This is a genomic window from Paraburkholderia sp. BL23I1N1 (assembly GCF_003610295.1).
GTDB lineage: Bacteria > Pseudomonadota > Gammaproteobacteria > Burkholderiales > Burkholderiaceae > Paraburkholderia.
This window is the reverse complement of sequence record NZ_RAPV01000001.1, coordinates 2,681,393-2,706,066: the sequence shown is the minus strand read 5'-3', so window position 1 is coordinate 2,706,066 and position 24,674 is coordinate 2,681,393. Positions and strand designations below refer to the sequence as shown.

Sequence of the window (24,674 nt, the reverse complement as noted above, 5' to 3'; positions counted from 1 at the left end):
CAGGCAAACTTCATGACCAATCCTTCCACCTCGGGCAATCGCGGTTCGGCCGAAATCGCCGCGCGCATCGAACGACGCTGGGCGATGCTGGCGGTCGGGCTGATCGCGGTGCTCGTCGCCATGGTGATCTTTAGCGGACTGCATTGGGCGGCGATGCCGCCGTCGCGGGTCGAGACCGTGCGACCGGAGACGCTCAACGTGTCGGGCGAGTTCGTCGAAAGCAATCTGGGCAGCGCGGTGGAATCTGACGGTTCCGTAACCGTACGTATCGTGGCGCAGCAGTACTCTTTCACGCCGCAGTGCCTGCTGGTTCCCGCCGATACGCCGATTACTTTTCGTGCGACCAGCGCGGATGTCGTGCACGGATTTCTCGTGACCGGCACCAACATCAATTCGATGGTGGAGCCTGGCTATGTCTCGACATTCAGAACCACCTTCCCGAAGCCCGCCGATCACCTGATGCCGTGCCACGAATACTGTGGCACGGGCCATCAGGGAATGTGGGCGCATGTGAAAGTCATCGACAGGGCCGCATTCATGCAGATGTCCACTCATTCGCGGAGACTCAGTTGTGTTAAATAACAGGCGACTTGTGCTCGCGCATTTCTGGCTGGCGTTCATTGTGTTTGGCATCGCGCTCGTGCTGGGCGCGTGGCAGATGTATATTCGCAGCCCGCTCCATGCATGGTTGCATAACCCCGGGATCTATTACCGCTCGGTAACGGAACACGGCACCGTGATGGGCTACGTGTTTCCAACGCTCGTTGCGATGGGCTTTGGTTATGCGGTCACTGAACTGTCGCTCAAGCAGGCGCTCGTCGGCGCGCGCTGGGCGTGGACGGGATTCGTGCTGCTCGCGCTCGGCGCCGTCACGGCCAGCGTGCCGGTGGCGATGGGGCGCGCATCGGTGCTGTACACGTTCTATCCGCCGATGATCGGCAACGCGTTCTATTACATCGGTGTGGTGCTGGTCGTGGTGGGCTCGTGGATCTGGGTGGCGCTGATGTCGATCAATCTTGCGGCATGGAAGCGTGCGCATCCTGGCAACGCCGTGCCGCTTCCGATGTTCGCGACTGTCGCGGGCGCTTATCTGTGGGGTTGGACCGCAGTGGGCGCGGCGCTCGAAATCATTTTCCAGATCCTGCCGGTAGCGCTCGGCTTCAGGACGACGATCGACGCCGGTCTTGCACGTGTGTTCTTCTCGTGGACACTGCACGCGATTGTCTATTTCTGGTTGATGCCGGCCTATATCGCGTTCTACACGATCGTGCCGCGCGCGATCGGCGGACGGCTCTACAGCGACACGATGGCGCGCATTTCGTTCGCTCTGTTTCTCGTGCTGGCGATGCCGATCGGCCTTCACCATCTGTTCGCCGATCCGCAGGTGGGTGCCGGCTTCAAGTACGTGCAGTCGGTGTTCACGGCGATGGTCGCGGTGCCGACGCTGCTGACCGTATTCACGATCTGCGCATCGGTCGAGATTGCGGCGCGCCTGCGCGGCGGCAAGGGCGCCTTCGGCTGGATTCGCGCGCTGCCATGGGACAACCCGCAGATGCTCGCGCTCGCGTACTCGTTCGTCATGCTCGGATTCGGTGGTGCGGGCGGCCTCATCAACATGAGCTACCAGCTCGACGAGACAATCCACAACACGCAGTGGATCACGGGGCATTTCCATCTGATTTTCGCGGGCGCGATCGTGATCATGTACTTCGCGATTGCGTACGACCTGTGGCCGCAACTGACAGGACGCGCGTTGACGAACTGGCGCCTGATGCGCTGGCAGCTCACGCTGTGGTTCGTCGGCATGATTGTGCTGACCTTTCCGTGGCACTGGGTCGGCATTCTCGGTATGCCGCGCCGCATGGCGTACTACGACTACACCGATCCGCAGATTGCGGCGCAGGCAATCTGGGTGGTGATGTCGGTGGTCGGCGCGTTGATTCTGGTGACCTCGGCGCTTCTGTTCTTCCTCATCCTGATCCAGGGGCATCGTGGCGAACCGGTTGCACCGCAAGCGTACCGTTTCAGCACGGCGGTCCATGAACCGCGTACGGTGCCCGTGGCGCTCAACGGTTTCGCGCTTTGGCTCGTGCTGATGATAGGGCTTACGGTGGCCAACTATGGCTACCCGATCGTCCAGTTGATGTCCCGGGGCGATACCTCGGTGCCGGCTATTCCGATTGGAGCGCCGCGATGAGCGACGAACGCCTGTTCTCGTTGCGCAACCGTTGGTTCACGGTGAGCGTCGGCGTAACGGCGGGGCTCTTCGCGTTCGCCTTCGTGGTGGGTTTTGTGTGGTTGCCGTCCGTGCAGCGCGACACGCAGTTTCAGGGTATCTGGAACGCGATCTGCAGTGCCGCCGGCGTGCCGCGCAAGTGGCTGGTCGATGAGCCTGTCGAACCCACGTGGCAGGTCAGCACGGTACCGGTGACACCGCAGTTGCTGTCGGACGAAACGCCGTTGTCGGTCGGGCGCGGCGCGACGTTGGCGCTGCGCTGCACGATGTGCCATGGTGAGCGCGGAATAAGCCAGGCAAACTCACCAAACCTGGCCGGCCAGTACGTTGTCGTCACCTACAAGCAGTTGCGTGACTTTGCGAATGGCGCGCGGCAAAACGCAGTGATGTCACCAATGGTTCACTCTCTGAGCGATCAGGACATGCGTGATCTGGCTGCTTACTACGCGTCTCTGCCGCGCTGGGAGCCGAAGCAGCATGTGGGCAGTTCTCAGGCGCCGGATGTCGTGGCACATGGGGCGCCGCTACGCAATATTCCGGCGTGTGCCACCTGCCATGGCGGTATCGACAGCAAGGTGGGCAGCCCGTGGCTCGACGGTTTGCCGGCCGCATACACGAAAGCACAGTTGCAAGCGTTTGCGGAGGGTTCGCGACGTAATGATATTTCTGGCCAAATGCGCAATGTCGCACGGAACATGACGTCTACGGAGATCGCCGAGGCAGCGTCATGGTACGCGAGCCCGACACGCTAATCCGATTGCCGCCACGCGGGGCAGCGCTTTTTGCGTCACCCGAGCGTCGATGTTAGGTCGATTCACGATCGAACGCGGTGTGTGTTCGCGCATCGTGACGCTCCATCGGCAAAGTTTCCGGTCCGATTGTTCGAGGAAAGCATGTGGATCTTTCGTATTGACGAGCCGCGTCTTGGCGCCATCCGGATTCGCGAGTGGCGGCGGCGCGCGCGGCACACGGTCGGCATGCTTGCCCTGCTATTGGGAGGCACAACACTTGGACTTCTCCTGCTGGACCAATCGAATACTCCATTCGCGAAGAAAAGCTTCACGGCCTTGTGGGATGGACTGAACCTCGTGACTACACTCGGCAATTTCTCCGAACTTGACGAGCATCAGAAAGTATTCATGCTGCTGGCTATGTTCGCCACGTTGCTGATCGGCGGGTTTGCGTTGTCAAGGCTCACAGGAATGCTGTCTGGCGACGACGTGATGATCTACAGGGAAAACAGGGCAATGGAATACAAGCTCGAACATCTCTCCAACCATGTTGTGGTCGTCGGATTCCACTCACTCGGCGAGCTTGTCGCAAAGCACCTGCGAGAGGCGGAGGAGGCGGTGCTCGTCCTTGTCGCTGATCAGACTCAAGCGGACCGAGCAGCGGATCGTGGCTACATGGTCGTGCTCGGGTTGCCTGGGGTATTCGACGATGTGCTCAGGCATGCGCGGTTGGATCGCGCCAGGGCGCTTGTCGTGACGACCCCTGACTCCAACAACAATCTCGCTATCACCCTGATTGCACACAGAATCAACGCCTCACTCGCCATCGCGGTGCCCGGGGAGAACGCGTTGAGAAAAGACCTGCTCGAGAGCGCTGGTGCAACCACCGTGCTGATCGCAGACGAACTCGTTGCGAATGCGCTGGTTGGCAAACTCGCCGCCCGCGTTGGGACCATGAAATGAATCCCGCTGCTCCGGCAATGGGTGCTCGCATTGTATTCCTGTCCAATAGGGGATTCTTCCCGTTAAGTCAGCGCAACTGCCGCATCGCCTGGCTGCAGGCACTGCGGTCGGGATACGCCGAGATCGTGCGCGTCGCCGTACATGCACCGTAGCGGTCTTCGCTCGGATTATTTGAGGATCAAGAATTGGATATTCAAAAAGAACGGTGTGCCGGTATCAAACTGAACTTAGTCACATACGATAGAGCGGTCTTTGGAAGCGCAATCAGTACATCGCGCCGCGCCGACGGGGTTAGGGATGAGTCTGCATCTATTGACATCGGTGGTCGGTTGGGACGAGCGACGACAATGACTTTGCTTCGGTCAGAAGTTGTAATAGTGGAAACCAGTGCGAATGCGAGCGGCGACCGGGAGTGCAGATCACGGATCGCACTGTGGCACCGCTCGGCCGCGCCAGACTCTGCAACGGAGCGGGATAGATGACCAGTCACGCTGAAGACGACATCGTTCGACGCGCGTTAGTCGGCGTACTGATGCCGGAGTCCAATAGTCTTCAAGCCACAATTAAAACGCGTCAGGTCCGAACGGAAAGACTTCGTTTGACGAAGCGGCTACCAAATGACTTATTCAAACCCGTCGATGTTGTACCGCAGCCGCTAAATGTTTCCGTCCTGGAGCGTTTGTCGTCGAAATCACTGATCGTGTCATGGAGCGATCCATGTTCAGGAAAATATGGTAATCCGGTATGGAGATTCGGACTTGCACGCGTTGACTCTTTTTGCGTACTAACGGGAATGCCAATTTGTCGCGGTGATCCAGTGTTTAGGCCTCGCGTAAGCCCGACATCTATTCCAGCCAATCACAACTGGATGATTCTTGTTTCTGAGATATCGGCCATACCCGTGTGACACCGTTCGATCACGTGATTTTCTGCGCGGACGGTCCATCTGCCCTTGACCAACAGCGACTGTTTTATGGCTTCAGCGTGCTTGGTCGATATTGCGCATGGACATTCGAGCTTGACGTGCAGAGGCTCCGTCGCCAACGAATGACCCGTGACCGTCGTTTGTCCCGATGTAAAGTCCTGCATTCAATGCGGGCATCTCCTGCAACTTTCGACGGGGCGGGTGTGCCATGCAACTACCGCATGACGCTTGAATCGCATCACGCATTTTTCGAAATGACCATGATAGGGAAAGGTAGCCCTCCTTTCATATCGTGTGATGTTGCCGCCGTCGGTCGACTTTCGTAGCGCGGCATGAGTGTGTTCAGTGAGGTCAGTATGACAACTTTCATGGAATATTTCGCAGTATTTATGGCGCTGGTACTGACGATCCTGGTTGGAATCGACAAGTGGTCCGAGCGTCGTCAAAAATTCAGTATCGATTGGTCACTCGCCGAAACTACCTGTTGGCGGCATAAGGCGTGACGTTGAAGGGGAGCCCGTGTGCTATCCGACTGTTGCGAACACCGGGTCGATCAGCTAATGCCTTGTGGCACTACAAAAAACTTGGTGTCTGTCATTGAGGGACTGGATGCATTTCGGGAAATTCTTCCTTGCGGCTGCAACCAGCTTCGCCATGACAGGCGCGAAAGCAGCAGATCTTCACGCGTTCCGGCGAGCTTCCGTCCGAACATGAGCGTGAGTCTGGAACCGGCTTCGTGCCGACGCCAGCGAGCCGAGGCAGGGCACGGCACGTCCGGCACGCAGGATCTGCTCGTCCGCCCAGAGCGCGGCTCTCGGCGCTTCCTCCATCATCACGACCCGCCGTATGCGACTGTCCGGGACGTTCGCGCCAGCGGCGGGAAGTTTATCCGGCCGACCGCCGCTCCGAATATGCAAAAAAATTAATTGGGGAACGAACCGGGAGGCCCTTTCAACGCCTCTTAGCTTTCAGAGAGGCCCTCTCTCAACTTGATAAAGGAAGGAAACATGTTTTACATAAAGAATGTTCCCGGATGGGAACGCGTTATCCGTATCATTCTCGGTGTCGTCGGCACGGTGCTTTCGATCTTGTTCTTGAAAGGCATCGTTGGAATATTTGTAGCACTGGCCGCTGCCGGTATTGTCATTTCCGGCCTGGTCGGGTTCTGCCCTGCCTGTGCGATGGTGGGGCGGCGCCTCGCCAAACCACAGAAACGGTAATATGCCTATCGATGAACAAAGACAAGCGGCCATTGAGGCCGCGCGCTCGGGCGACCCGGTTGCGCTCGAGCGTCTGCTGCGCCTCTGTCAACCCGACATACGCCGCTATGCGCAGCGCAATTGCTTTATTTCAGACATTGACGATGCGGTCCAGGAGGTACTGCTGATCGTGGCGCGCAAGTTCGAGTCCGTCCGCGCCGTTGCAGCATTTTCCGGCTGGCTCTTCAGCATCGTACGCCACGAGTGTCGGCGACTTGGCCGCAAGGCCTTCAACTTCGATCCCTACAACGAAGAAGAGGTTGACCGGTGGCTGGAGAGGCACGATACCGACTCGCTGCGTCGCGAACTCGTCGACGCACTGGAATCGCTACCGTCCCATTACCGCGACGTACTCCTGCTGCGCGACTTCGAAGAACTCTCCATCGGCGAGATCGCCGAGAGCATCGGCTTATCCGCCTCGGCTACGAAAAGCCGGCTTCATAGGGCGCGTACGCTGGCACGCGAGTATCTGCTCGCTTGATGGCAAGCTCTCTATTCCCGGTAATTTCGCCCTGGATGCGAAAATCAGCATCATGACGCAAATACGAATTTGAGTGTAAGCCCATTTTTGCATCGGACACCAGAGGATATGAGATTCGGCCGGGATTCGTGAATATTTGAAGCTTCGGACAGTTGCGATTACCCACAGCGACCGATTAGGCGAAGCGCCCGCCGGGCAGCCTTCTCGATAACATCCACCTCCGAGACATAACGATGCTGTCCTCTCTGACGTTGCAGCACAACACGACCGCGAATCCGAGTACACTAAACACCTCGAAGTAACGGTCGAGCAGTGGCAGGATTGGGCCGCGAGCGAAGCGGCGGCGACTTCGTCAACGAAATGATTAAGGCCGGTAGTCCCTTCGCGGGGCTACCGGCCTTTTTGTCGTTTGGGGTCATGGAATCAGGCTATCGCCGCTTCGCGTGGCAATACTTCAGTTTCGATTTCGCGCCCGTGCTGCTGCAATGTCACTTGCAGATCATAGGTTTGTTGCAGGTTGAGCCATGACTCGGCATCCCCTCCGAAATACCGGGCGAGGCGGATCGCCGTGTCCGGGGTAACTCCGCGTCGTTCCCTTACCACGTCATTGATACGGGTCGGGGTTACATGCAGCGCGTTCGCGAGCGCATTCGGCGTCATGCCGAGCGGTGCTAGATATTCTTCCCGGAGAATTTCCCCGGGATGGATGGGGCGCATCCCATTGTGAAAGCGTGCCATGTCTAAATCCTCTCAGTGGTAATCGATAATCTCGACGGCTTCGGGGCCGTCGGGCGTCCATACAAAACACACTCGCCATTGATCGTTGATGCGAATGCTGTACTGTCCCTCGCGATCGCCGTGCAGCGCTTCGAGCCGATTTCCGGGCGGGGAGCGCAGCGAGTTGATAGACGCCGCAGTATCCAGCATCAGCAATTTGCGTTCGGCGACGGCGCGGAAGTTGACGAATCGGCGGACGGTACGTCCCTCGAAGAGGGCTTGTGTGTCGGCGCTTTTGAATGACTGGATCATGTAACGCATTGTATATCGTTTGCCGATAAGCGGCAAGCGATGGGCGTCATGATTTTCCCGATGCGTTGGTACAGTCGCTTGGTACAGGGCTTGGCTGGGGTGCTTGGTGCAGCGCGAGGACCGGGCGTCGGTCGGGAAGCGGGAGGGGAGAATTGGCCGAAGTGACAAAGCTCAGGATAAAATAAAACCGGCAACGGTGGCCGGTTTGTATTTTCCCTGCTTGGCTTCTATGCGTGTGTACCTAATTCGTACCAATCGCCTTCAAAGCCTTACCCCATAAGGGTTTGTGGTGCAGGAGAGGACTCGAATAAAGCGTATAAGTTATTGAATTTAAGATGGTTTAATTCATGTCAAGTCGCGAGTATACGCAAACGAAGCGGATCGAGTTGGCTCAGCCCGGTAAGAGCCCGCTTCTATGTGCCAAAGCTGCGTTTCGACGAACACCGCAAGTTGCTGGAACCGGCTGGAAGCACTGGCGATGGATCAGTTCCTTGGAAAAACGTGTTGGAACTCCGCTACCGGCAAGTGGTGGGGCTCTCCACCGACTCCCGAAGACGAAGTACTGTTGATCTATGTCGGCCGTGAACCGTCGGCGGTTGACAGGAGGGATGCTGAGACACTGATTGCCCGCTTGCAGAAGCGGATTGCCGACAGGGCGTCGCTGCGAAGTGTTTTCGTGCCGTGGGTGGTCAGGCGGACGCCTGAGCTTCCGGGCGCTTCTGCGATGACGAGTCTCTTACTGGATGTCGTCAGCAAACGACACCTCGTCGTTTGCACCGTCGCTCCTCCGGTGTGCGCTACTCTTTGACGAGCTGACGTCCGTTCCGACGGTAGCGGTCGACATCAATTTCCGCGCTCGCAATGTTGTCCATCCCAATCGCGCGAAACGCGCAATCCAGTTCACACCAGGCAGCGATAAACGGTTCTGTCGCAATAAGGAAGCAGGCCGGCAAGTGCACCGAAATACAGAGGAATGCTTATGCAAATAGCGAATAGAATTGCTGGGCGGGAGAGAGTGCCTTACCGCTGTCGTTCATCTGACTTTTGCGAATCATATGCATGGTCTCGATTCCGCCCAGAATGATGCGTGCGCAACGAAAATTCTTGAAGCCCATCATTGGACGGGTTCGACGCTTGATGGCCCGGTGATCCTGTTCGACAATGTTGTTCAGATACTTTTTCTGGCGGACCTTGATCGGCGCTTCCCGCTTGGCGTTGATCGCTTGCAAGGCAGCCAGATTCGATCCGCTCTTATCGATCGTCACGGTCTGGGGCTCACCATTCTGGTCGATTGCCTTTTCGAAATAAGCCCGGGCCGCAGCCTTGTCCCGTCGGGCTCGCAGCAGAAAATCAACGGTGTTGCCTGCCTTGTCGACAGCTCGGTAGAGATACCGCCACTCACCCCCTGATTCGAATGTAGGTCTCATCCATCCTCCAGCTCTTGCCGCCCGCCCGTTTGCACCGTCGAAAGGCCTTTTCCAGGACCGGCAACAGTTTGATTGCCCAACGATGAACCGTCGAATGATCGACCGCAATCCCGCGCTCGGCCGTCATCTGTTCGAGATGACGCAGGCTCAGAGGATATGCCACGTACCACCGAACGCAGAGCAACATCACGTCCAGGGGATAATGCAACCGATTGAGCACTTTTGCCGCCGCCGGACTCAGCTTCTGGTTCATCAATCACGTCACGCATTCAAGGCCCATCAGCATAGCAGACGGCCTTATTGCGACAGATCCGAGATTTCAGCTTCATCCTGTTCGATGCGCCGGTCGAGGCACCGGAATGGGACAGCAAATCACTGAACGACAAGACATTCGCCCGCTTTGCAAGGTATTTAAGACGTCCCTGATTGCTGCGCTTCTGTTGTGATTTTCAGTTTCGAATGCCGTTTTTGTGATGCAAGCCGGGAGTTCACTTCACCTTCAAATGGAGCGTGTCATGTCACAAGTCAATATTCTGGTAGCGGTCAACGTAGCTCAGGCAATTGCGACCGGGGAGCTGGGGAACTATGTCTATATGATGGACGACTCTCTGACGGGGCAGTCGGCCGGTGAGGGTGGCGATGAGCTGAGCACGGTCTGCGAGAACGGCGATAAGATCGTGTGGAGAGTCGACTCGATCGATCCGGATCAGCATGTTTCAATCGATCACTTCGAGGGCGACATCAAGACGACGGGCATGATCAATCCGGCTCCGTATCCGCAAACGGATAGCGACACCTGGGGTGGGAAAATAAATTGCGCGGGCAACAAAGTCGAGTACCGGATGTATCTGAAACTGAACAACAAAATCGTACAGGGCTTTGATCCGTTTATCACCGCTACCAACGCGCAGCGGTGAGCGCCAGCAAAAAAAGCCTGAAAGCCTGTGACAAAGCGGCGTTCAGGCGACGAGACCGCCGCGGCAGAAGTACCGCGGCAAGAATCCCTTCGAATCAGATGAACACCGCGCGGCTCTGAATCGCGGCCGGCGCCGACAGGAAAGTCTGCACCGCTTGCGCGTGCGCGCCGTCGAGCAGCTCCTTCATCGCCTTTTGCATCGGGTGGCCGCTGCGGCCGTAGCTGAGCGTCACGCGACGCGCGTCGTCGGCAGTCAGCCAATACGTATCGAGCGGCTGCAGGATGTTCCAGCGGCATGCGATCGCGCGGTTGTCGTGCGCACCGTACTCAACTATTGACGACAGATTGCCAGGTGCCGGCCTGAGCCCCGCGAGATCCGCCACGCAAGTGAAGATATCGTTGGCCGGCGTTTCCGGGTCGTTGACCCTGAAGCTCCACGCGTCGACCCAGTCGGGTTCGAAAACAGACACGCCGGCTTTGCGTACCGGATTGAACGACGGCAGATTCACACCGAACGTGGTCTTGAACTTCGGCTCGCCGAACAGCTCGATGCCGGCCTGAATCGCGTTGTCGCTGTCGCACGGCACGAACACGCGATGATTGCCCATCAGCTTGCTCTGCTCGTCTCCCATTACCCATTGCTCAAAGCTCACTTCGGGCAAGAGCGCAGCCTGCGCGGCTGGATAGGCGACGATATTCAACTCGAGCTCCTGCGTGACGCCGATGCAACTGGCCGGCCACTGCGCGGCTGGCACGCCGCGGCCACCGGAAAACTGCGCCGAATACGCCTGGAAGTTGAACGCGACCGACGCGCGGCCACCGAACAGCGCGGCCCTGAGTGGCGTCTTCACCAGGAACGGCTCGACGTGCCGCGCGTCTACCAGATAGTGCACAACGCAGTTGACGAGCGACGCATAGTAGAACGGCAACGCAAGCGGCGCAGGTACTGAAGGAAGGGTGGTCGGCATTGCGATCTCCTGTTTGGAGCGAGGGGAGTGGACGTCAGCGCGCTGGGGACACCGATGGCGGCGCATATTCGAAGGTCGGTGCGGCATGACGACCTTGCGGGTCGCCGGGCAGCGGGGTGTTGATGAGCCGCTGGAACAGGTCCTTCAGCCTGAACATGCCGCCGATGCCTTGCTGCAGCAGCCCCGGCTCGCCGTCGAACGCGCGTTGAATCATGCGCAGGAAATCCCAGTACGCGACGTTGAACGCCGCGGCGCTCTCGTGAAGCTCCGACGCGTGCCGGAAATCGGCCAGCTTGCAATTCGGCTTGACCGGAATCGCGGCCGACCAGTCGACTTCGAAGGGCGCGCCGCGCGGGCCGGTCTCGACCGTGTCGTTCCATTGATACTGGCGTCCCGCGAGCAGCTCGCTGAAGCGGAAGTAATGCGCGACTTCAGGAAAGCCCTTGAACTGTTCGCGGTTGCCTGTCCAGATTTTGTCGGTGACGCCTTCGCCCTGGTTGCGTATGGTCTGTAGCGCGAGCAGCGCCGACACAATATCGGTAACAGGAAACGCCCCACCGGCGCCGTCATAGTAGTAGTCCGCGGTGACCTGGCGCGACGGATGCCCGCTGAACACGAGCGCTTCGCCGTAGCGTTCGACGAGCGCGCGCAGTTTCGCTTCGATGCGCAGATAGAACTCGCCGATCGTCATGTCGCCGTCGGCAGGTTCTGCCGAGAACAGCACCTCGGGGCGGATCGTACTCGGCCGTTCGATCGCGCAGCCTTGCTCGACCGCTTCACGTGAAAAACCGTACAGGTTGACAACGATTCCGTCGATGTCGAGCGGTAATGGTGACGGATAGTCCGGCATGAACGAGGGTTCGCCGGTGCGCGGCGTACCGCCCAACGCATTGATCAGGTTCGCGACCAGCGTCAGGTGCAGCATTTCTTCGACGGCAACCGAGCGCAGCACCTCGATTGCCTGCCAGCTGCTCTTCGGCGCAAGCGTGTAGAGGGCAGTCAGGTAGGGCGGAATCGTCGCGTGCTCGAGCTTCAGTGCATGCTGCAAATCGTTCAGCAGATCCGCACGGTCGGCTTCGAAGCTGGTCGAACCGATCGCATCGGCCAGTTCGCGGAAGCTCCGGTCGAGCGTCGGAATGGTTGCATCGAGACCGGGGCTGCGGCAGTGTGGGCGGCAGATCCGAATGCTCAGGGTCGTAGGCGCTGCGCGCCTTCGATTCCTTGTAGCCGTCCAGCAGGCGGACTTGTTCGATCAGTTTCATGCGGTCTCTCCCGTAACTAGCTGTGCGTGGCGGCCCAGTGCCGCGTCGATCCGGTCCGCCGCGAGGCAGCTCAACGCGGCGGCGGTCAGCGTGGGGTTGGACGTGCCGCTGGTGGTCATGCTGCCGCAGCCTACCAGGTAGAGGTTTTTGTGATCCCAGCTGCGCAGATCGGCGTTGACGACCGACTCGTTGGGATGATTACCCATTCGGTGACCACCCATGAAATGACCGGCGCCCTGATAGTTAAAAGGTGTACCGCCATAGTCGAAATGGGGGTACTGATCGTTATATTTCGTATGGTTCGCTATTCGGCAATGGTGGAAAATCCGCTCGACCACCTTGCTTGCCAGCGCGAAACCGCCGCGCGTGTAGTCGCTGATGTTGTAGTGGATCACCGGCCTGTAGTTGCCGAGCGCGTCGCGATAGCGGTCGTCGAGCGTGACCTTGTTGCCCGCTTCGGGCAGTTGCTCGACAAGGAACGACAGATGCACCTGTCGCGTCACGCGATCGACCAGTGCGCGCTGCATCTCTCGTCCCCACAGCTTTGCATCGAGGCAGTCCTGCACGTCTTGCGCGGGGGCGCCGGTCGGCCATGCCCATCCGTCGTTGCCGATCTCGATGCGAAACGACGAGTGCCGACCACGAAAGCGGCCCCAGCGCAGCCCCTCGATGCCGGAGGTCGCGAGCGGTCCGCGGAACGGCCAGACCTGGCGCGGCAATAACCCCCACGTCAGAAACACCGGGTGGTCCATCAGCCCGACGCCGACGAGGCCGCTGGTGCGCGCGGCGCCCGATGCGAGCAGCAGCTTCGCATTCTCGACGGGTGCCGCGCACAGCGCGACCGCGTCGCCGTGCGCAACGTAGGTCTGATGCTCGGGTTCGCCGGGCTTCGCATAGCTCTTCACACGCACACCGGTGATGCGGCCGGTGTCCGGATCGATCAGCAACTCGCTCGCGACGCATTGGGTGACGAGCGTAACCAGATCGCCCTGGCTCGCAACGAGCGTCTTCATCGCGTTGTACTTTGCCTGTATCGGGCAGATCGGCACGCAACTCGTATTGCCCATGCAGCGATGGCCGACTGCCCGGGAGCTGACCGAACCGACCGGCTGGTAGCCTTTGCCGCCGTCGTAGGCTGCATTCGGCACGCCATTGCGCCCGGCCGGCGTGGATATCACGCCGAGCGGATGCACATCGCCGTCGATCTCATAGGTGCGGCCGTTCAGCGATTCGGCCATAGTCTGGTCGACGACACTCTGCGGCAGACCGTGCATCGGGTACACATAGCCATGCGGGAAAAACTGGCCGTGATATGCCTGCTCCTCGACATTCGCCGACACACCGATCTCGCGCTCGGCCTCTTCGTAGTAGCGAGAAAACGTCTCGTATTGCAGCGGCCAGTCCTGCGCGACGTTGTACAGCGAGCGCATCCGAAAATCGTCGGGCAGCATCCGCAACGACGTGCCCAACCAGTGCAGCGTCGTGCCGCCTGTATAGCGCGTATAAGAACTGCGGTAGGGATGCGGGCCGCGCTGAACGAAATAGCCGTCGCCGGGCTCCTCGTTCTCTCCAGTGATGGCGGTTTGCAGTTCGTTCGGCTGCGGCGCGTTCGGGTTGTTCGGATAGGGCGCCTGCGGAATCTTGATCTGCTCCTGATAGAAAGTCTCCAGAAACTGGGTGTAATGCGTGAAGTTCAGGCCCGAACCCGTGCCCGCTTCGAGCAGGAGCACACGGCGCCGGCGCTCGGCCAGACGCCGCGCGAGGATCGCCCCCGAAATGCCCGCGCCGACGATCACGACATCGTAATGGCGCGCGAGCGCAGTTTGAGCCGCTTCGATTTTCATCTGAATCCCCGGTTTGGAGCCAGGTGGTGCCTGGCGGTAGACGCCCGGAGGCGTCCGCAATGACATGCGCTGTGATGTGCGCCGCGACGTACGCAGTGACGCGCGTAGCGGCTTTGCGTCAGCGCAACGGCGACATGGAAGGCGGCCGGGACCATGCATCCCAGCCCTGTTGCTTCGCGCCGCCCGGATGAGCGCCGATGAGCGGCCACACGAGCGCCTCCTGGTACGCGCGCGACGAAATCACGCGGGTCGCGTCGTTGGGCACGCCGGGGATCGCGTTCCATGTGCCGGTGTACCACGCGTACATCAGGTTCCTGGTTGGCGGGCCGTCCGCGGGGTCGGCGAGCAGCGCTTCGACTTTTTGCGCCTTGTCCGGGCCGCCGGGCGGCAGCGCCGCGAGACGCTCGCTCCATGCGTCGAATCGCTCTTGCCCAAGCTGCTCGATGAAAAAGTCGCAGAGCGTCGACCCGATGCCCGTGCCCAGCAGTGTGATCGACGAGAACTCGAGAATTCTGGCGCTGCCTCTCAGAAATATCGAAAGGCGCTGCGCGTTTTCATCGACGGAGTCGGTATTGTGGGAATCCATGTTTTGCCCGCCACGAATTGAAATGGAACGGAAACCAACACTTCACGTTTCCATTGGATTTTTTAGAAAAACGAATCCGATATTTCTCGCCGGATGCTAATTTTTATGCAAAAAACATTTTTTCTCTTTTTCATTAGCATTGCTTGCAATAATGTATTGAGGCTAGGAGCAGATTGGTACCTGCCAAGGTTGACAGGTATTGCAAGCGGCTTCGCAGCCGTTAATGTTGTTCATTTTCGATCTTCTGAAAAAAGATAAACGCTATAAAAATAGGGGGATTTTATGTTATTTGCATCCGTGCGTATCTTGCCTGCATCGAAAACGATGATTTCACTCGGCGTGGCGACAGCGACCGCCGCGATCGTGCTGACTGCGCACGGGCAGACCATTGCGCAGCCGACGGAAAAAAACTGCGATACGCCGACGACCCCGTTTTGCGATGCGCTCATGAAGCCCATCGCCGGCTGGAGCGGGCATATCTTCAGGTTGGCGCAAAACTATCCGTCGACTGCGCCGACCGATGCGCAGCCCTGGCTGAAGCTCAACCCCTACACTGAACCCGGGCAATATCTTCAATCCGTGCTCGGGTACTTCTATGAAGGGAACATCCGCTCCAGCGTCGAAGACAGCTTCGATCCAGCGCTGAATTCCGTGCGCGGCTGGTATAACGCGCCATGGCAGGACCATGGCGTGAACGGCCGGGAATTCGTCCACGGACTGACGCGCGAGCGGACGTCGCTCAGCCAGGAGCTGGATCCGAAGCAGACACTGCAATGGAGCAACTATGCCGTCGGCTTTTACAATGCGCCGGGCGGTGTAACGATCGGCAAGGTCTGGGCGAAGCATGGCGATCCCAACCCCGATCTCGCCGATATGCCAGAGGGAACGGTGGCGGCCAAGCTGCTGTTTACGACGGCACCCGTTGATCAGGTTCCGTATCTGGCAGGTTCGCCTGAATGGCAGGCCTACGTCTACACCGGGGTGGGTGACTCACGCTTGCATCCGCTGAACATACGCTCGATCCAGAAGGTGCGTCTGCTTCAGATTGATATTGCCGTGAAAGACAGCCGTGCGAAAGAAACTGGCTGGATATTCGGCACGTTCATCTATGGCGGCGGTCCGGGACACGCATCGGATCCGGCTGTTACTGGCTGGCGCAATGTCTTTCCCGTGGGTGTGATGTGGGGCAACGATCCTGAATACCCGAACACCGGTCAGTTGAAGCAGACCTGGTTGAACCCGGACGTCCACATGTCGCACGTCGGATACCAGGGGCGACTGAACGGCCCCGTCGACAACCCGAATTCGTCCTGCATGTCGTGCCACTCGACGGCTGAGCTGCCGCAAGGCCAGATGGTGCCTTCAGGCAGCGACAATGTCGCACGATGGTTCCGCAACATTCCATCGGGGGAGCCGTTCGATTCCGGCCGTAAGCCGCTTGACTACTCGCTGCAGCTCGAAGTGGGGTTGGTCAATTTCCTGCAGACACACCCTAATATTTTCCCGACGTCGATGCCGGCGGCACAAGTCAAGCAGGTACACAACGACAAGAACAAACCATTGTCGCGCGCGGGCGTTCAGTGACGTCCGGCCACCATTCTTTTTCCCGGAGGTAAAAAATGAGCGAAGCAACAGAGAACGATGCGTCGGATGCAGCTACAAATCAGCGATCCGCGATTCGGGCATACAAACTCTATATGGGTCGAGATAATGCATCGCACGTGCTTAAGGGAACGGTAAGTGAGAATTTCCGTACCGAAGTCGTGGCCGTGCACTTCAAGGAGACGCCCGCATACGGATCATTCGCCTGGCACAACGCTCCCGAGGCACAGTTCGTTATTACCCTATCGGGGACACTGCAATTCAAAACCCGAGATGGTGAAACTTTTCTGTTGCAAACCGGCGATGTGCTTATCGCCGAGGATACTGCCGGCAGCGGTCACGAGTGGCGCATGATAGGCGATCAACCCTGGAAACGGGCCTATGTCGTACTGAAGCCGGGTGCCAAGGACTTGTTTATCCCAGACCCTTGCTCGGCAGGCGGTTGAATTTCGATGCGAGTGGACGGGGTTCGAGGGACGAAGCCTCGACTGAAGATGCTGTATCGTAAACATCTCCCTTGCCCAGAGACTGAAGTTGACCCGCAAAAACGGACGCCTATCCTTTTGAAGAGGAGGTGCCGAAATGGGCAAGCATCGTACCCCGTACCCGGCGGAATTCCGGGCGCAAATGGTTGAGCTGGTGAAGGCCGGGCGCACGCCGGAGGAACTGGAAAAGGAGTTCGAGCCGACCGCGCAGAGCATCTATAACTGGGTGGCGCAGGCCGGGCGTGACGCGGGCACGCGCCATGACGGGCTGACCACCGCCGAGCGGCAGGAGCTTTCGCGGCTGCGTCGCGAGAACCGGCAACTGAAGATGGAAAGAGACATCCTCTCTCACGCAGCGGCCTGGTTTGCCCGGGAGACGGGAGCCGTATCGCCGAAGGATACGGATTCATGAGAGCGAACCGGGCCCGCTGGCCCATCGCCACGATGGCGCGGCTGCTCAGGGTCTCCACGAGCGGCTATTACGGGTGGCTGGCAAGGGAGCCATCGGCGCATGCATGCAGTGACGCGCAGCTGCTGGGGCGCATCCGCACCCTGCATGCGAGCTCGCGCGGCACATACGGCGCACCCCGTATTCACGCGCAGCTCGCGCGTGAGGGAGTGCACGTGGGACGCAAACGGGTGGCGCGTCTGATGCATCTGGCTGGTCTGTGCGGGGCCAGTCGCCGGCGCTGGAAGCTCACCACACACCAGCGTGCGGGAGCGCGGCGCGCGCCCGATCTGGTGCGCCGCCACTTCAGCGCCGCCGCGCCGAACGTGCTGTGGGTGGCTGACGCCACCTACATTCCGACAGGCGAAGGGTTCCTGTATCTGGCCGTAGTGCTTGATGTATTCAGCCGCCGTATCGTGGGCTGGGCAATGTCGAACCATCTGTACACCGAACTGATGCTACGTGCACTGGACATGGCATTGTCGCAGCGGCGGCCCGTGAGCGTGATTCATCATTCGGATCAGGGGTGCCAATATGCGTCGATTGCCTTCGGACGCCGCTGCCGCGAGGCAGGTGTGCAGCCATCGATGGGCACCGCAGGCGGTTCTGTTGCAATAGCGGAGGCTGGTATGCTGCGGGACCTTCTTGAGGAAATGATGGCCGAACGGGGGATCGCGGTCGATCATTCGACCGTGCACCGCTGGTCCATCAAGCTTCTGCCGGTGCTTGAAAAGGCGTTCCGTCGCTGCAAGCGCCCGGTCGGTAAGAGCTGGCGGATGGACGAAACCTATGTGAAGGTCCGTGGCACATGGAAGTATCTCTACCGCGCCGTCGACAAGGCCGGCAACACAGTTGACTTCCTGCTGCGAGCCAAGCGGGACAAGCAGGCGGCCCGACGGTACTTCGAGAAGGCCATCGATCAGAATGGCGCCCCTGAAACCGTAACCATCGACAGGAGCGGTGCCAATCTGGCCGGGTTACATGCCGTGAATACTGAGCGTGAGACGCCCATCAAGATCCGCCAGGCCAAGTATCTGAACAATATCGTGGAACAAGACCATCGGGCGATCAAGCGCCGTACCCGGCCCATGTTGGGATTCCATGATTTTCGTTGTGCCCGCATCTTGTTGAGTGGCATCGAACTCATGCATATGATCGCCAAAGGGCAGATGAAAGACGCACGCAAACTCAAGCCATCGGCCGCCCGGCAATTCTACTCGTTGGCGATGTAAGCAATCCTTATCATATCGATATCGTTCGCCCAAATCGCCTTGCCGCGACAGAACCTGCTTCGATAACCACTCCAACCAGATCTTCGCGATGCGGTGCCAGCGCTGCCCGGATCTGCACCGGATCGTTCGGTAACCGCCGCTGGTAGACAACCCGGTCCGCTTCATCGCAGACTACGACCACACTGTTGTTCGAGTGCAGGTCAATTCCACTAAACTTGTTCATGCCGGCCTCCTGTGCGTCACGTCGCTGTTCGCACCTCGACTCTACGCTCGCCGTTCTACCTCAACGGAGGGAGGCCGGCTATATGATTATCAAAACCGGAAATTCTACTCACCGGATATGGTTCGAAATTGCAAGTAGTTTTTTCGTGAACACTTAGTCGCAAACCCGATTGCAGCCCCCCGCTTTGGCGCGGTCTCCGCTTTCTACGCTTCTCCGGCTCGAGTGGCGAAATTTCATGATTTGGCTGAGAATTCACATTTAGGTGAATCAGCGGAGTAGGGAATATCTCTGCTTGGAGAGCCCTAAACTTGGCGGCGACTCAGCTATCGGCGTATTGTCCTACCGATTTATCAAGCGGATAGCGTGCGCTTGACGAGGCCGAAGTCGATAGGGTCGGCAACCCGGCGATCTACGGCAATCTACGGCAATCTACGGATGCTAGCCGCATCCCGCGACACACATCCGAATGGGATGGTCGGCGGCAGTTTATGATGCTTCCCGGAGACCGCGCCAAAGAACGGTTTGAGGGGGAAATTGCGCGAACCGGTGACGTACAGATGCTCTGAGCAACACACGCTGCCTTTCATCTGTTTCTTTTTCCACCTTCTGCATGCAATTGGCATCTTCAATATCGCGAATCGACCGAACTAGCTACGCATTACGTTGCGTCACATCGGATGCTTTTCATAACACTTAGCCGGGATTTATTCGAAATCGATTCATCAGGCATATTTATATTGCAGCCAAAACGGTCGGCATGAAGTGACACGTCGATTACCTTGACAACAGTCGAGGCACACAGTATTTTATTCTTCATATCATAGTGGCAAGTTGTCACGAATATCTGAAAAGGAAAGACGGCCATGTTCGATTTTTCCATTGCGCCCTCCGCCCGCCGGAGGCGCACCATTATGTTGATGGCGAGTGTAACTTTCCTCATGGCTCACCCTCGAACGGGAATTTGCGAGAGTTCTAATAATGGCGAACCGAATATTAAAATTTCAATAAGTTCGAATTTTCCTTCCGATATAGTTGGTGGCGCATCGAACGCAACGCCGCAGCAGGCTGCGCAGTTCGCGTGGGAAGAATTCATCGCGTTGAACTGGCCGGCAGTCGCCAAAACCGATAATCTTTCTCCGAGAGATACGCCCGATACATCGAAGCTGTTTGGGGATCCTGCTCCAAATCCGCTGGTATGGCATACCTTTCGCGGAAAGGTTGAGATCTTCCCGGGTGGTTTGGTTGATCCACCAGGATATGAGAATAATAGTGCGACCGATTATGGCTACGATGTCCGCCCGGCCTACATTTATGAAAATGGGTTGATAAAACCAGCTGGGCCGGCTCCATGGATCAACCTCGATGAAAATAGTCAGATATCCCTTGACCAAATATATGCCGGCGTTGTATCGGGGAAATTGAAGGGAAGCGATAGTCAGATCTTGTTCATGGCGAAGGCGAATCGCGTAGAATATAAATATATTGCATCCAAGCGCCTTTGGGATGAGGCTAACCGTATTAAAATGTTCAAGGCCACGAAAAACTATATTAATTCAAAATCCGCAGATCCGCCGGCTGGATCCAAGAGCTGCGTGAGCTTTCCATACGGTTCTGTTGAGATCAAGGCAGCCTGGCGCAAATTGACATCGGGTGAGAAGTGGTCTGGACGTTTCTACACAACCCGTGTGCGGTACTACATGGGAACGGGTAAGAATATTCGTTACGTTGACGATGAACTGGGCCTCGTCGGATTGCATATCATTCAGAAGACGCATTCGGCGCCATACTTCATTTATGCGACGTTCGAGCAAGCAGATAACATCACGGATTCGAATGGGAATGCCTTGGAGGACGAGAACGGGAAATTCAAATATGATTATTCTCTTGAGGCGTCGCTAAGGCCGGACATTCATTCAGTAAATGCCAAACCTGGGGCGACACAATACCTCTATCCTCTTGGTCTGTTCTTGACTAATCCAGGTGGACGACTTTACTACCAGAACACGCCGAATACCGGACTTCCTGCTGATGGCATAATTTTCGTTAATCAGAGAATTAATCGAATACCTGACGATATCATTGCTGTCAATAAGCTCGCTCATGAGGCAATTTCTGCATATACAAAAGAGAAGTTCGGGAAATGGGCTCCAAATTCGGTGTGGTCATATTACAAACTCATAAATGTGCAGGCTACTCCTCTTCCAGGCAAGATGTCTAGTATTGATTATAGCAAACCGGATGCTTCAACCTATTATCAATCCAATAGTGTAATTGAAACCGATTACAACCTCCAGAAATTTAGTGGTGTGTTTGATGGTTTTAATGACACGCCAAAAAAATTAACCATTAGTGACTTCGATAAATCGCCCCCCTATAAAGCACTTGCTAACGTGCGTTATAACGGCAGTACGGTAAACATGGGTGGCTGTATGGGGTGCCACGGCAATGCCCAGGGAGCTGGGGCTGGATTTAGCTTTATTCTGCTTGACGGGAGAGTCCAGACGCCAGAGGCGGCAGGGGTTCCCGTAACACAGGAGCAAATTGCTCGATTACTGAAATACCTCCATAAGCCTGAACCTGCCGTTGGCCTTGGCTCCGCCTCGAGCCAACAATACTGTCCCGATTGAAGCTGACTAGTACAACATCCCGTAAATACGTTTAATAATTATCAGGCTGCAAATAAGGCTGCAGGAGCGTGACGACCACATCGGCCATTTCGTCGAGCGAACCCGTGCCCGGCAGCGGTTCCCAACGCCCACTATGGCTGCGAAAGGCGGCGCCATATCGATTGCGGCCGAGCTCGGTGAGGCGCGCCACGACGGTTGGCTCGTCATTATCCAGACGTTTGATCAGCAAGTGGCGCCCGTAGGCTTGCGTGACGATCTGCTCATGACCGAGCAGGCTGCGCAGTTGACGCTGCAGTTCAGCAGCGTGGTGTTTGGCGGGTACAGCTGGCATCTGCGTTCCTCGATTACGATGCACCGCTTTGCAGCGGATAGCCCCGGAAACTCCATTTGAAGGGGCGTGCGGCCTGATTGTGCTCGCCGACGAACTGCCCGGTGCGCTCGCGCAGGTGCGCGGTGCTGGTGTGGCTGGCATGGCGCAGCACCCGGCGCGTATAACGGGCAAACCAGAGTTCGATCTGATTGACCCAGCTTGCGTGCAACGGCGTGAAGTGGAAGTGAAACCGCTTGCCATGCCGCGCATTGAACGCCTGCCAGACGGCCTGCGCGCGATGCGTGTTCAGATTGTCCCAAACCACGTGCACCTGTTTATCTGGGTACGCGCCTGCCACGCGTTCCATGAAGGCTACCAGATCGTCCTGGGTGCGCCGCTCGCGGCACTCTGCCAACACCTTTCCGGTATGCACATCGAGCGCAGCAATCAACGCCTGGGTGCCGTGACGGATATATTCGAATTCACGGCGACGCAGCCGTCCTGGCGCGGGTGCCCGTCCCGGGTGCTTGCGCTCAATGGCCTGAATGCCAGTCTTCTCGTCGATGCTGAGCACTACCGCGTTTCGCGGCGCCTTGCGCTACAGCTTGCAAATCACGTTGACCTTCTCGCGAAAGGCCGGGTCTGGACTGTGCAGCCATTGCCGGACCCGGTGCGGGCGTACGTCGCCGGCCTGCAGAATGCGCTGCACGTGACTGCGGCTGATCTGCCCGACGACGCCGCGCTCCACGGCACGCGCCGCAATCTCGTCGAGCGTCGGCGTGACCCGTCCCTCAGGCTCCTGCGCTTCACACGCCAGCGCAATCAACTGCAGTCGCGCTTCGTGCGTGATGCGTGGCGGACGGCCACTGCGCTCGCCCTCACGAATACCCTGGACACCTTGCCGGGCAATGCGCTTGCGCCACAGGCAGACCGTTTGCACCGAGACACCCAGTTCCCGCGCAATCACCGTATTGGAGTGACCCTCGTGGGCCCACAACGCGATACGCGCCCGCATCACATCTCGCTGCATAGCCGTCTTCCGCTCAATCAGCGATAGCAGTTCCTGTCGTTCTTTATTCGCCAGCTTCACTGGCGTTGCACGGCGGCCTCGGCTCATCCGGTCATGATAACCGGGGCAGTTTATTATTCAATCTATTTTCGGGATGTTGTACTAGGTGGAAACGCCGTCCCCACAAGGCTCCAGCCATTGAATTGACGATCGAGTGGGCATGGTGCTCAGGTTCGCTTGCTTGATCCCACTTCTGTCGTTGGCACGCTTAGGCGGTCAATATAATCGGCCCACTCCTGCATGACCCTGCGACGATCATCGTCAAACGTTGTTCTATCGTAGGCCTTTTGCACATCGCCACGCTTGGCGTGTGCCAGTTGCGCTTCCAGAACATCGATATCCATACCGAGTCGTTCTCGTCCGACAGTACGAAGCATGCCCCGGAAACCGTGCGTCGCGTGTTTCCCTTGGAAGCCCATCTCTCGCAGTGCTTTGCTCAATGCATCTCGATGTAAATGAGGAGTCTTCTGGCGGGCAGGGGACGGAAAGACGTAGTGCCCCTTACCGGTAAGTAACTGCAACTCGTTCAGGACGGCGATCGCCTGCTTCGGCAATGGCACGATGTGATCATGCCGCATTTTCATCCGCTCGGCAGCGACGTGCCATTCGCCTGTTTCCAAGTTCACTTCGTCCCACGGCACTGAGGCAACGACGCCGGGCCGAAGGCCAGTCAGCATGGTGAGTTTGAGGGCGGCACGGGTAAGGGGTGACTTGTACGCATCGATAGCAATAACGAGCGGGGCGATGTCTGTCGGTTTGGTTATCGCTGGTATGTGGCCTTTCTTGTGACGCGGCGCAACGCCACGAAGTGTCAAGGCAGCGCCATCTTCGCGTAGTCCGTTCTGGACTGCGTATGTCACGATGCCACCGAGAAACTGACGTGCTTTGGTTGCGAGGTTAGGCGCGTGCGTGGCAATCGCTTCGAGTACGGGCTTAACCTCCGGCGTGGCAAGTGTCGAGATGGGCTTGTTGCGTAGCGCGGGAGTCAGATATTCGCGTACAACGAACTCCGCTTTCCGGTAGGTCTCGTCTGCCCATTCCTTGTGCTTGAAGTCGAGCCAGCGCTGGGCCACGAGATGGAAGGCGCCTTCGGCTACACGTCTGCGGGCGGCGAATTCGGCCCGGCGATGTTCGACCGGATCTGTGCCTTCACGTACAAGACTACGTGCGGTAGCGGCTGACCGGCGCGCATCCGTGAGCGTGATATCGGGGTAGGGGCCCAGGCTGTGGAAGTTCTCCTTGCCTGTGCCCGGTCGTCGATAGCGGAACAGCCAGGTTTTGGTGCCGTTCGGCTGAACCCTCAGGGCGAGTCCGTTTCCATCCGCGAGAAGGTAGGAACGGACGCGCGCTTTGGCGGCACGGAACACTAACTCTGACTTTGGTTCGACGCGTCTGGGCATGGGTTTGCCCCCCGAATCTGGTATACGCAACAGTATACGCAAAAAACGTCGATGTCAGTGGAACGCAAGGGATCTGTAGAGAACAAAAAACCCCGTAAGACATTGATCTTACGGGGTTTCTCGGACTTCTCCGGCTTACGCCGGAACAACTGTTGGTGCCCAGGAGAGGACTCGAATGAAAAATCATAACCATATGATTTATAAAAAAGTATAAAGTTTTTATCGAGCCAATGTACTCATTAACGTACTCAGTTGTAGCACGCTTGAAAATTCTCGTTTGGCCGTCGCGAAAACGAGACGTTCGCTTGCGAGACTTGAGTCTTCACGAGGGGCACATGGATCGGGCGCAGGTAATAGGAGGTTCAAATCCTTTCGCCCCGACCAAAGAAATCAAGGCCTTATGGACGCATGTCCATAAGGCCTTTTTCGTTTGGAGCGGATTTTGCCCCCACGTTTGCCCGCACACGATGGACGGCTCTCGCCGGTACAGAGTGGAATTTTCGGCGGGGCGACGTGCCGGCAGCGTTCGTGCGCGTTCTGTTTCCACGGGGACCCCTTACCGATAGGGCATGACGATTTCTGGTTGTTTCGGAGCACCTACACGTGGCAGCACGGTTTTAATCAGAAGCCCACGCACTACCCCGAACTGAT

General features: G+C 57.9%; 23 protein-coding genes and 3 pseudogenes. 14 read left to right on the top strand and 12 right to left on the bottom strand.

Features of this window, described 5'->3' with window-relative positions:
- Positions 1-12: 12 nt before the first annotated feature.
- The 7 genes from B0G76_RS12760 (at position 13) to B0G76_RS12730 (ending at position 6,595) form a co-directional block, all read left to right on the top strand.
- The gene (locus B0G76_RS12760) at positions 13-582 is read left to right on the top strand and encodes a cytochrome C oxidase subunit II (protein WP_120292597.1); all 570 of its coding nucleotides are present in this window, start codon (positions 13-15) and stop codon (positions 580-582) included.
- On the top strand, positions 572-2,197 hold the full coding sequence (locus B0G76_RS12755) for a b(o/a)3-type cytochrome-c oxidase subunit 1 (protein WP_120292596.1): 1,626 nt from the start codon (positions 572-574) through the stop codon (positions 2,195-2,197). Before B0G76_RS12760 ends, B0G76_RS12755 begins: the two co-directional genes overlap by 11 nt.
- A complete protein-coding gene (locus B0G76_RS12750; protein WP_120292595.1) occupies positions 2,194-2,988 on the top strand; it encodes a cytochrome c in 795 nt (264 codons plus the stop codon). The genes B0G76_RS12755 and B0G76_RS12750 overlap by 4 nt, the downstream gene beginning before the upstream one ends.
- Positions 2,989-3,129: 141 nt before the next feature.
- The gene (locus B0G76_RS12745; protein ID WP_183082037.1) at positions 3,130-3,930 is read left to right on the top strand and encodes a TrkA family potassium uptake protein; all 801 of its coding nucleotides are present in this window, start codon (positions 3,130-3,132) and stop codon (positions 3,928-3,930) included.
- A gap of 478 nt (positions 3,931-4,408) precedes the next feature.
- Entirely contained in the window at positions 4,409-4,837 is a 429-nt protein-coding gene (locus tag B0G76_RS12740; RefSeq protein WP_120292594.1) for a DUF3331 domain-containing protein, read from the top strand.
- Positions 4,838-5,862: 1,025 nt separating this feature from the next.
- Complete coding sequence (locus tag B0G76_RS12735) at positions 5,863-6,075, top strand: DUF2892 domain-containing protein (RefSeq protein WP_120296336.1); 213 nt, start codon at positions 5,863-5,865, stop codon at positions 6,073-6,075.
- 1 nt (position 6,076) lies between these two features.
- Positions 6,077-6,595 carry an RNA polymerase sigma factor gene (locus tag B0G76_RS12730; RefSeq protein WP_120292592.1) on the top strand — a complete coding sequence of 173 codons (519 nt, stop codon included), beginning with the start codon at positions 6,077-6,079 and terminating at the stop codon, positions 6,593-6,595.
- Between the two features lie 423 nt (positions 6,596-7,018).
- Here the strand turns inward: B0G76_RS12730 and B0G76_RS12725 are convergent, their stop codons facing one another.
- The 3 genes from B0G76_RS12725 to B0G76_RS12710 all read right to left on the bottom strand — a co-directional run bounded on the left by B0G76_RS12725 (position 7,019) and on the right by B0G76_RS12710 (position 9,304).
- Entirely contained in the window at positions 7,019-7,333 is a 315-nt protein-coding gene (locus B0G76_RS12725; protein ID WP_120292590.1) for a HigA family addiction module antitoxin, read from the bottom strand.
- A 12-nt stretch (positions 7,334-7,345) separates the two neighbouring features.
- Positions 7,346-7,633, bottom strand: a complete 288-nt coding sequence (locus tag B0G76_RS12720) for a type II toxin-antitoxin system RelE/ParE family toxin (protein WP_120292588.1) — start codon at positions 7,631-7,633, stop codon at positions 7,346-7,348.
- A gap of 968 nt (positions 7,634-8,601) precedes the next feature.
- Positions 8,602-9,304 (bottom strand): IS6 family transposase gene (locus B0G76_RS12710; RefSeq protein ID WP_120292586.1). Its coding sequence is split into 2 segments (ribosomal slippage): positions 8,602-9,030 and positions 9,032-9,304, totalling 702 coding nucleotides; the frame shifts between segments, so codons are not numbered across the junction.
- A gap of 262 nt (positions 9,305-9,566) precedes the next feature.
- Here B0G76_RS12710 and B0G76_RS12705 point away from each other — a divergent pair.
- Positions 9,567-9,968, top strand: coding sequence for a hypothetical protein (locus B0G76_RS12705; protein WP_147394041.1), 402 nt, complete (start codon positions 9,567-9,569; stop codon positions 9,966-9,968).
- A gap of 94 nt (positions 9,969-10,062) precedes the next feature.
- Here the strand turns inward: B0G76_RS12705 and B0G76_RS12700 are convergent, their stop codons facing one another.
- The 5 genes from B0G76_RS12700 to B0G76_RS42460 all read right to left on the bottom strand — a co-directional run bounded on the left by B0G76_RS12700 (position 10,063) and on the right by B0G76_RS42460 (position 15,076).
- Positions 10,063-10,935 (bottom strand): hypothetical protein, encoded by an 873-nt coding sequence (locus tag B0G76_RS12700; protein WP_120292582.1) that lies wholly within the window; start codon positions 10,933-10,935, stop codon positions 10,063-10,065.
- A 34-nt stretch (positions 10,936-10,969) separates the two neighbouring features.
- Positions 10,970-11,983 carry a ferritin-like protein gene (locus B0G76_RS12695; protein ID WP_183082036.1) on the bottom strand — a complete coding sequence of 338 codons (1,014 nt, stop codon included), beginning with the start codon at positions 11,981-11,983 and terminating at the stop codon, positions 10,970-10,972.
- Positions 11,984-12,193: 210 nt separating this feature from the next.
- Positions 12,194-14,041, bottom strand: coding sequence for an FAD-dependent oxidoreductase (locus B0G76_RS12690; protein WP_120292579.1), 1,848 nt, complete (start codon positions 14,039-14,041; stop codon positions 12,194-12,196).
- Positions 14,042-14,159: 118 nt separating this feature from the next.
- Entirely contained in the window at positions 14,160-14,627 is a 468-nt protein-coding gene (locus tag B0G76_RS12685) for a hypothetical protein (RefSeq protein ID WP_120292577.1), read from the bottom strand.
- A gap of 230 nt (positions 14,628-14,857) precedes the next feature.
- On the bottom strand, positions 14,858-15,076 hold the full coding sequence (locus B0G76_RS42460) for a hypothetical protein (protein ID WP_147394040.1): 219 nt from the start codon (positions 15,074-15,076) through the stop codon (positions 14,858-14,860).
- Between B0G76_RS42460 and B0G76_RS12680 the strand changes: the two genes are divergently transcribed.
- The 5 genes and pseudogenes from B0G76_RS12680 to B0G76_RS43730 all read left to right on the top strand — a co-directional run.
- Positions 15,075-16,211, top strand: a complete 1,137-nt coding sequence (locus B0G76_RS12680) for a hypothetical protein (protein ID WP_147394039.1) — start codon at positions 15,075-15,077, stop codon at positions 16,209-16,211. The genes B0G76_RS42460 and B0G76_RS12680 overlap by 2 nt on opposite strands.
- Before the next feature lie 35 nt (positions 16,212-16,246).
- Positions 16,247-16,675 (top strand): cupin domain-containing protein, encoded by a 429-nt coding sequence (locus B0G76_RS12675; protein WP_120292573.1) that lies wholly within the window; start codon positions 16,247-16,249, stop codon positions 16,673-16,675.
- Positions 16,676-16,811: 136 nt separating this feature from the next.
- Positions 16,812-17,126, top strand: coding sequence for a transposase (locus B0G76_RS12670; protein ID WP_120292571.1), 315 nt, complete (start codon positions 16,812-16,814; stop codon positions 17,124-17,126).
- Positions 17,123-17,752 (top strand): annotated as a pseudogene (locus B0G76_RS43735) (IS3 family transposase); the annotation flags it as partial. The gene B0G76_RS12670 and the pseudogene B0G76_RS43735, both read left to right, overlap by 4 nt.
- 54 nt (positions 17,753-17,806) lie before the next feature.
- Positions 17,807-18,394 (top strand): annotated as a pseudogene (locus tag B0G76_RS43730) (IS6 family transposase); the annotation flags it as partial.
- A 10-nt stretch (positions 18,395-18,404) separates the two neighbouring features.
- Here the strand turns inward: B0G76_RS43730 and B0G76_RS12660 are convergent.
- Complete coding sequence (locus B0G76_RS12660) at positions 18,405-18,617, bottom strand: hypothetical protein (RefSeq protein ID WP_120292567.1); 213 nt, start codon at positions 18,615-18,617, stop codon at positions 18,405-18,407.
- Between the two features lie 863 nt (positions 18,618-19,480).
- Between B0G76_RS12660 and B0G76_RS12650 the strand changes: the two genes are divergently transcribed.
- The gene (locus tag B0G76_RS12650; RefSeq protein ID WP_147394038.1) at positions 19,481-21,244 is read left to right on the top strand and encodes a hypothetical protein; all 1,764 of its coding nucleotides are present in this window, start codon (positions 19,481-19,483) and stop codon (positions 21,242-21,244) included.
- 31 nt (positions 21,245-21,275) lie between these two features.
- Here the strand turns inward: B0G76_RS12650 and B0G76_RS12645 are convergent, their stop codons facing one another.
- The 3 genes and pseudogenes from B0G76_RS12645 to B0G76_RS12635 form a co-directional block, all read right to left on the bottom strand.
- The gene (locus tag B0G76_RS12645) at positions 21,276-21,575 is read right to left on the bottom strand and encodes a hypothetical protein (RefSeq protein ID WP_120292024.1); all 300 of its coding nucleotides are present in this window, start codon (positions 21,573-21,575) and stop codon (positions 21,276-21,278) included.
- Positions 21,576-21,588: 13 nt separating this feature from the next.
- Positions 21,589-22,671 (bottom strand): annotated as a pseudogene (locus B0G76_RS12640) (IS630 family transposase).
- Positions 22,672-22,790: 119 nt separating this feature from the next.
- Positions 22,791-24,023, bottom strand: a complete 1,233-nt coding sequence (locus tag B0G76_RS12635; protein WP_120292561.1) for an integrase arm-type DNA-binding domain-containing protein — start codon at positions 24,021-24,023, stop codon at positions 22,791-22,793.
- Positions 24,024-24,674 lie beyond the last annotated feature (651 nt).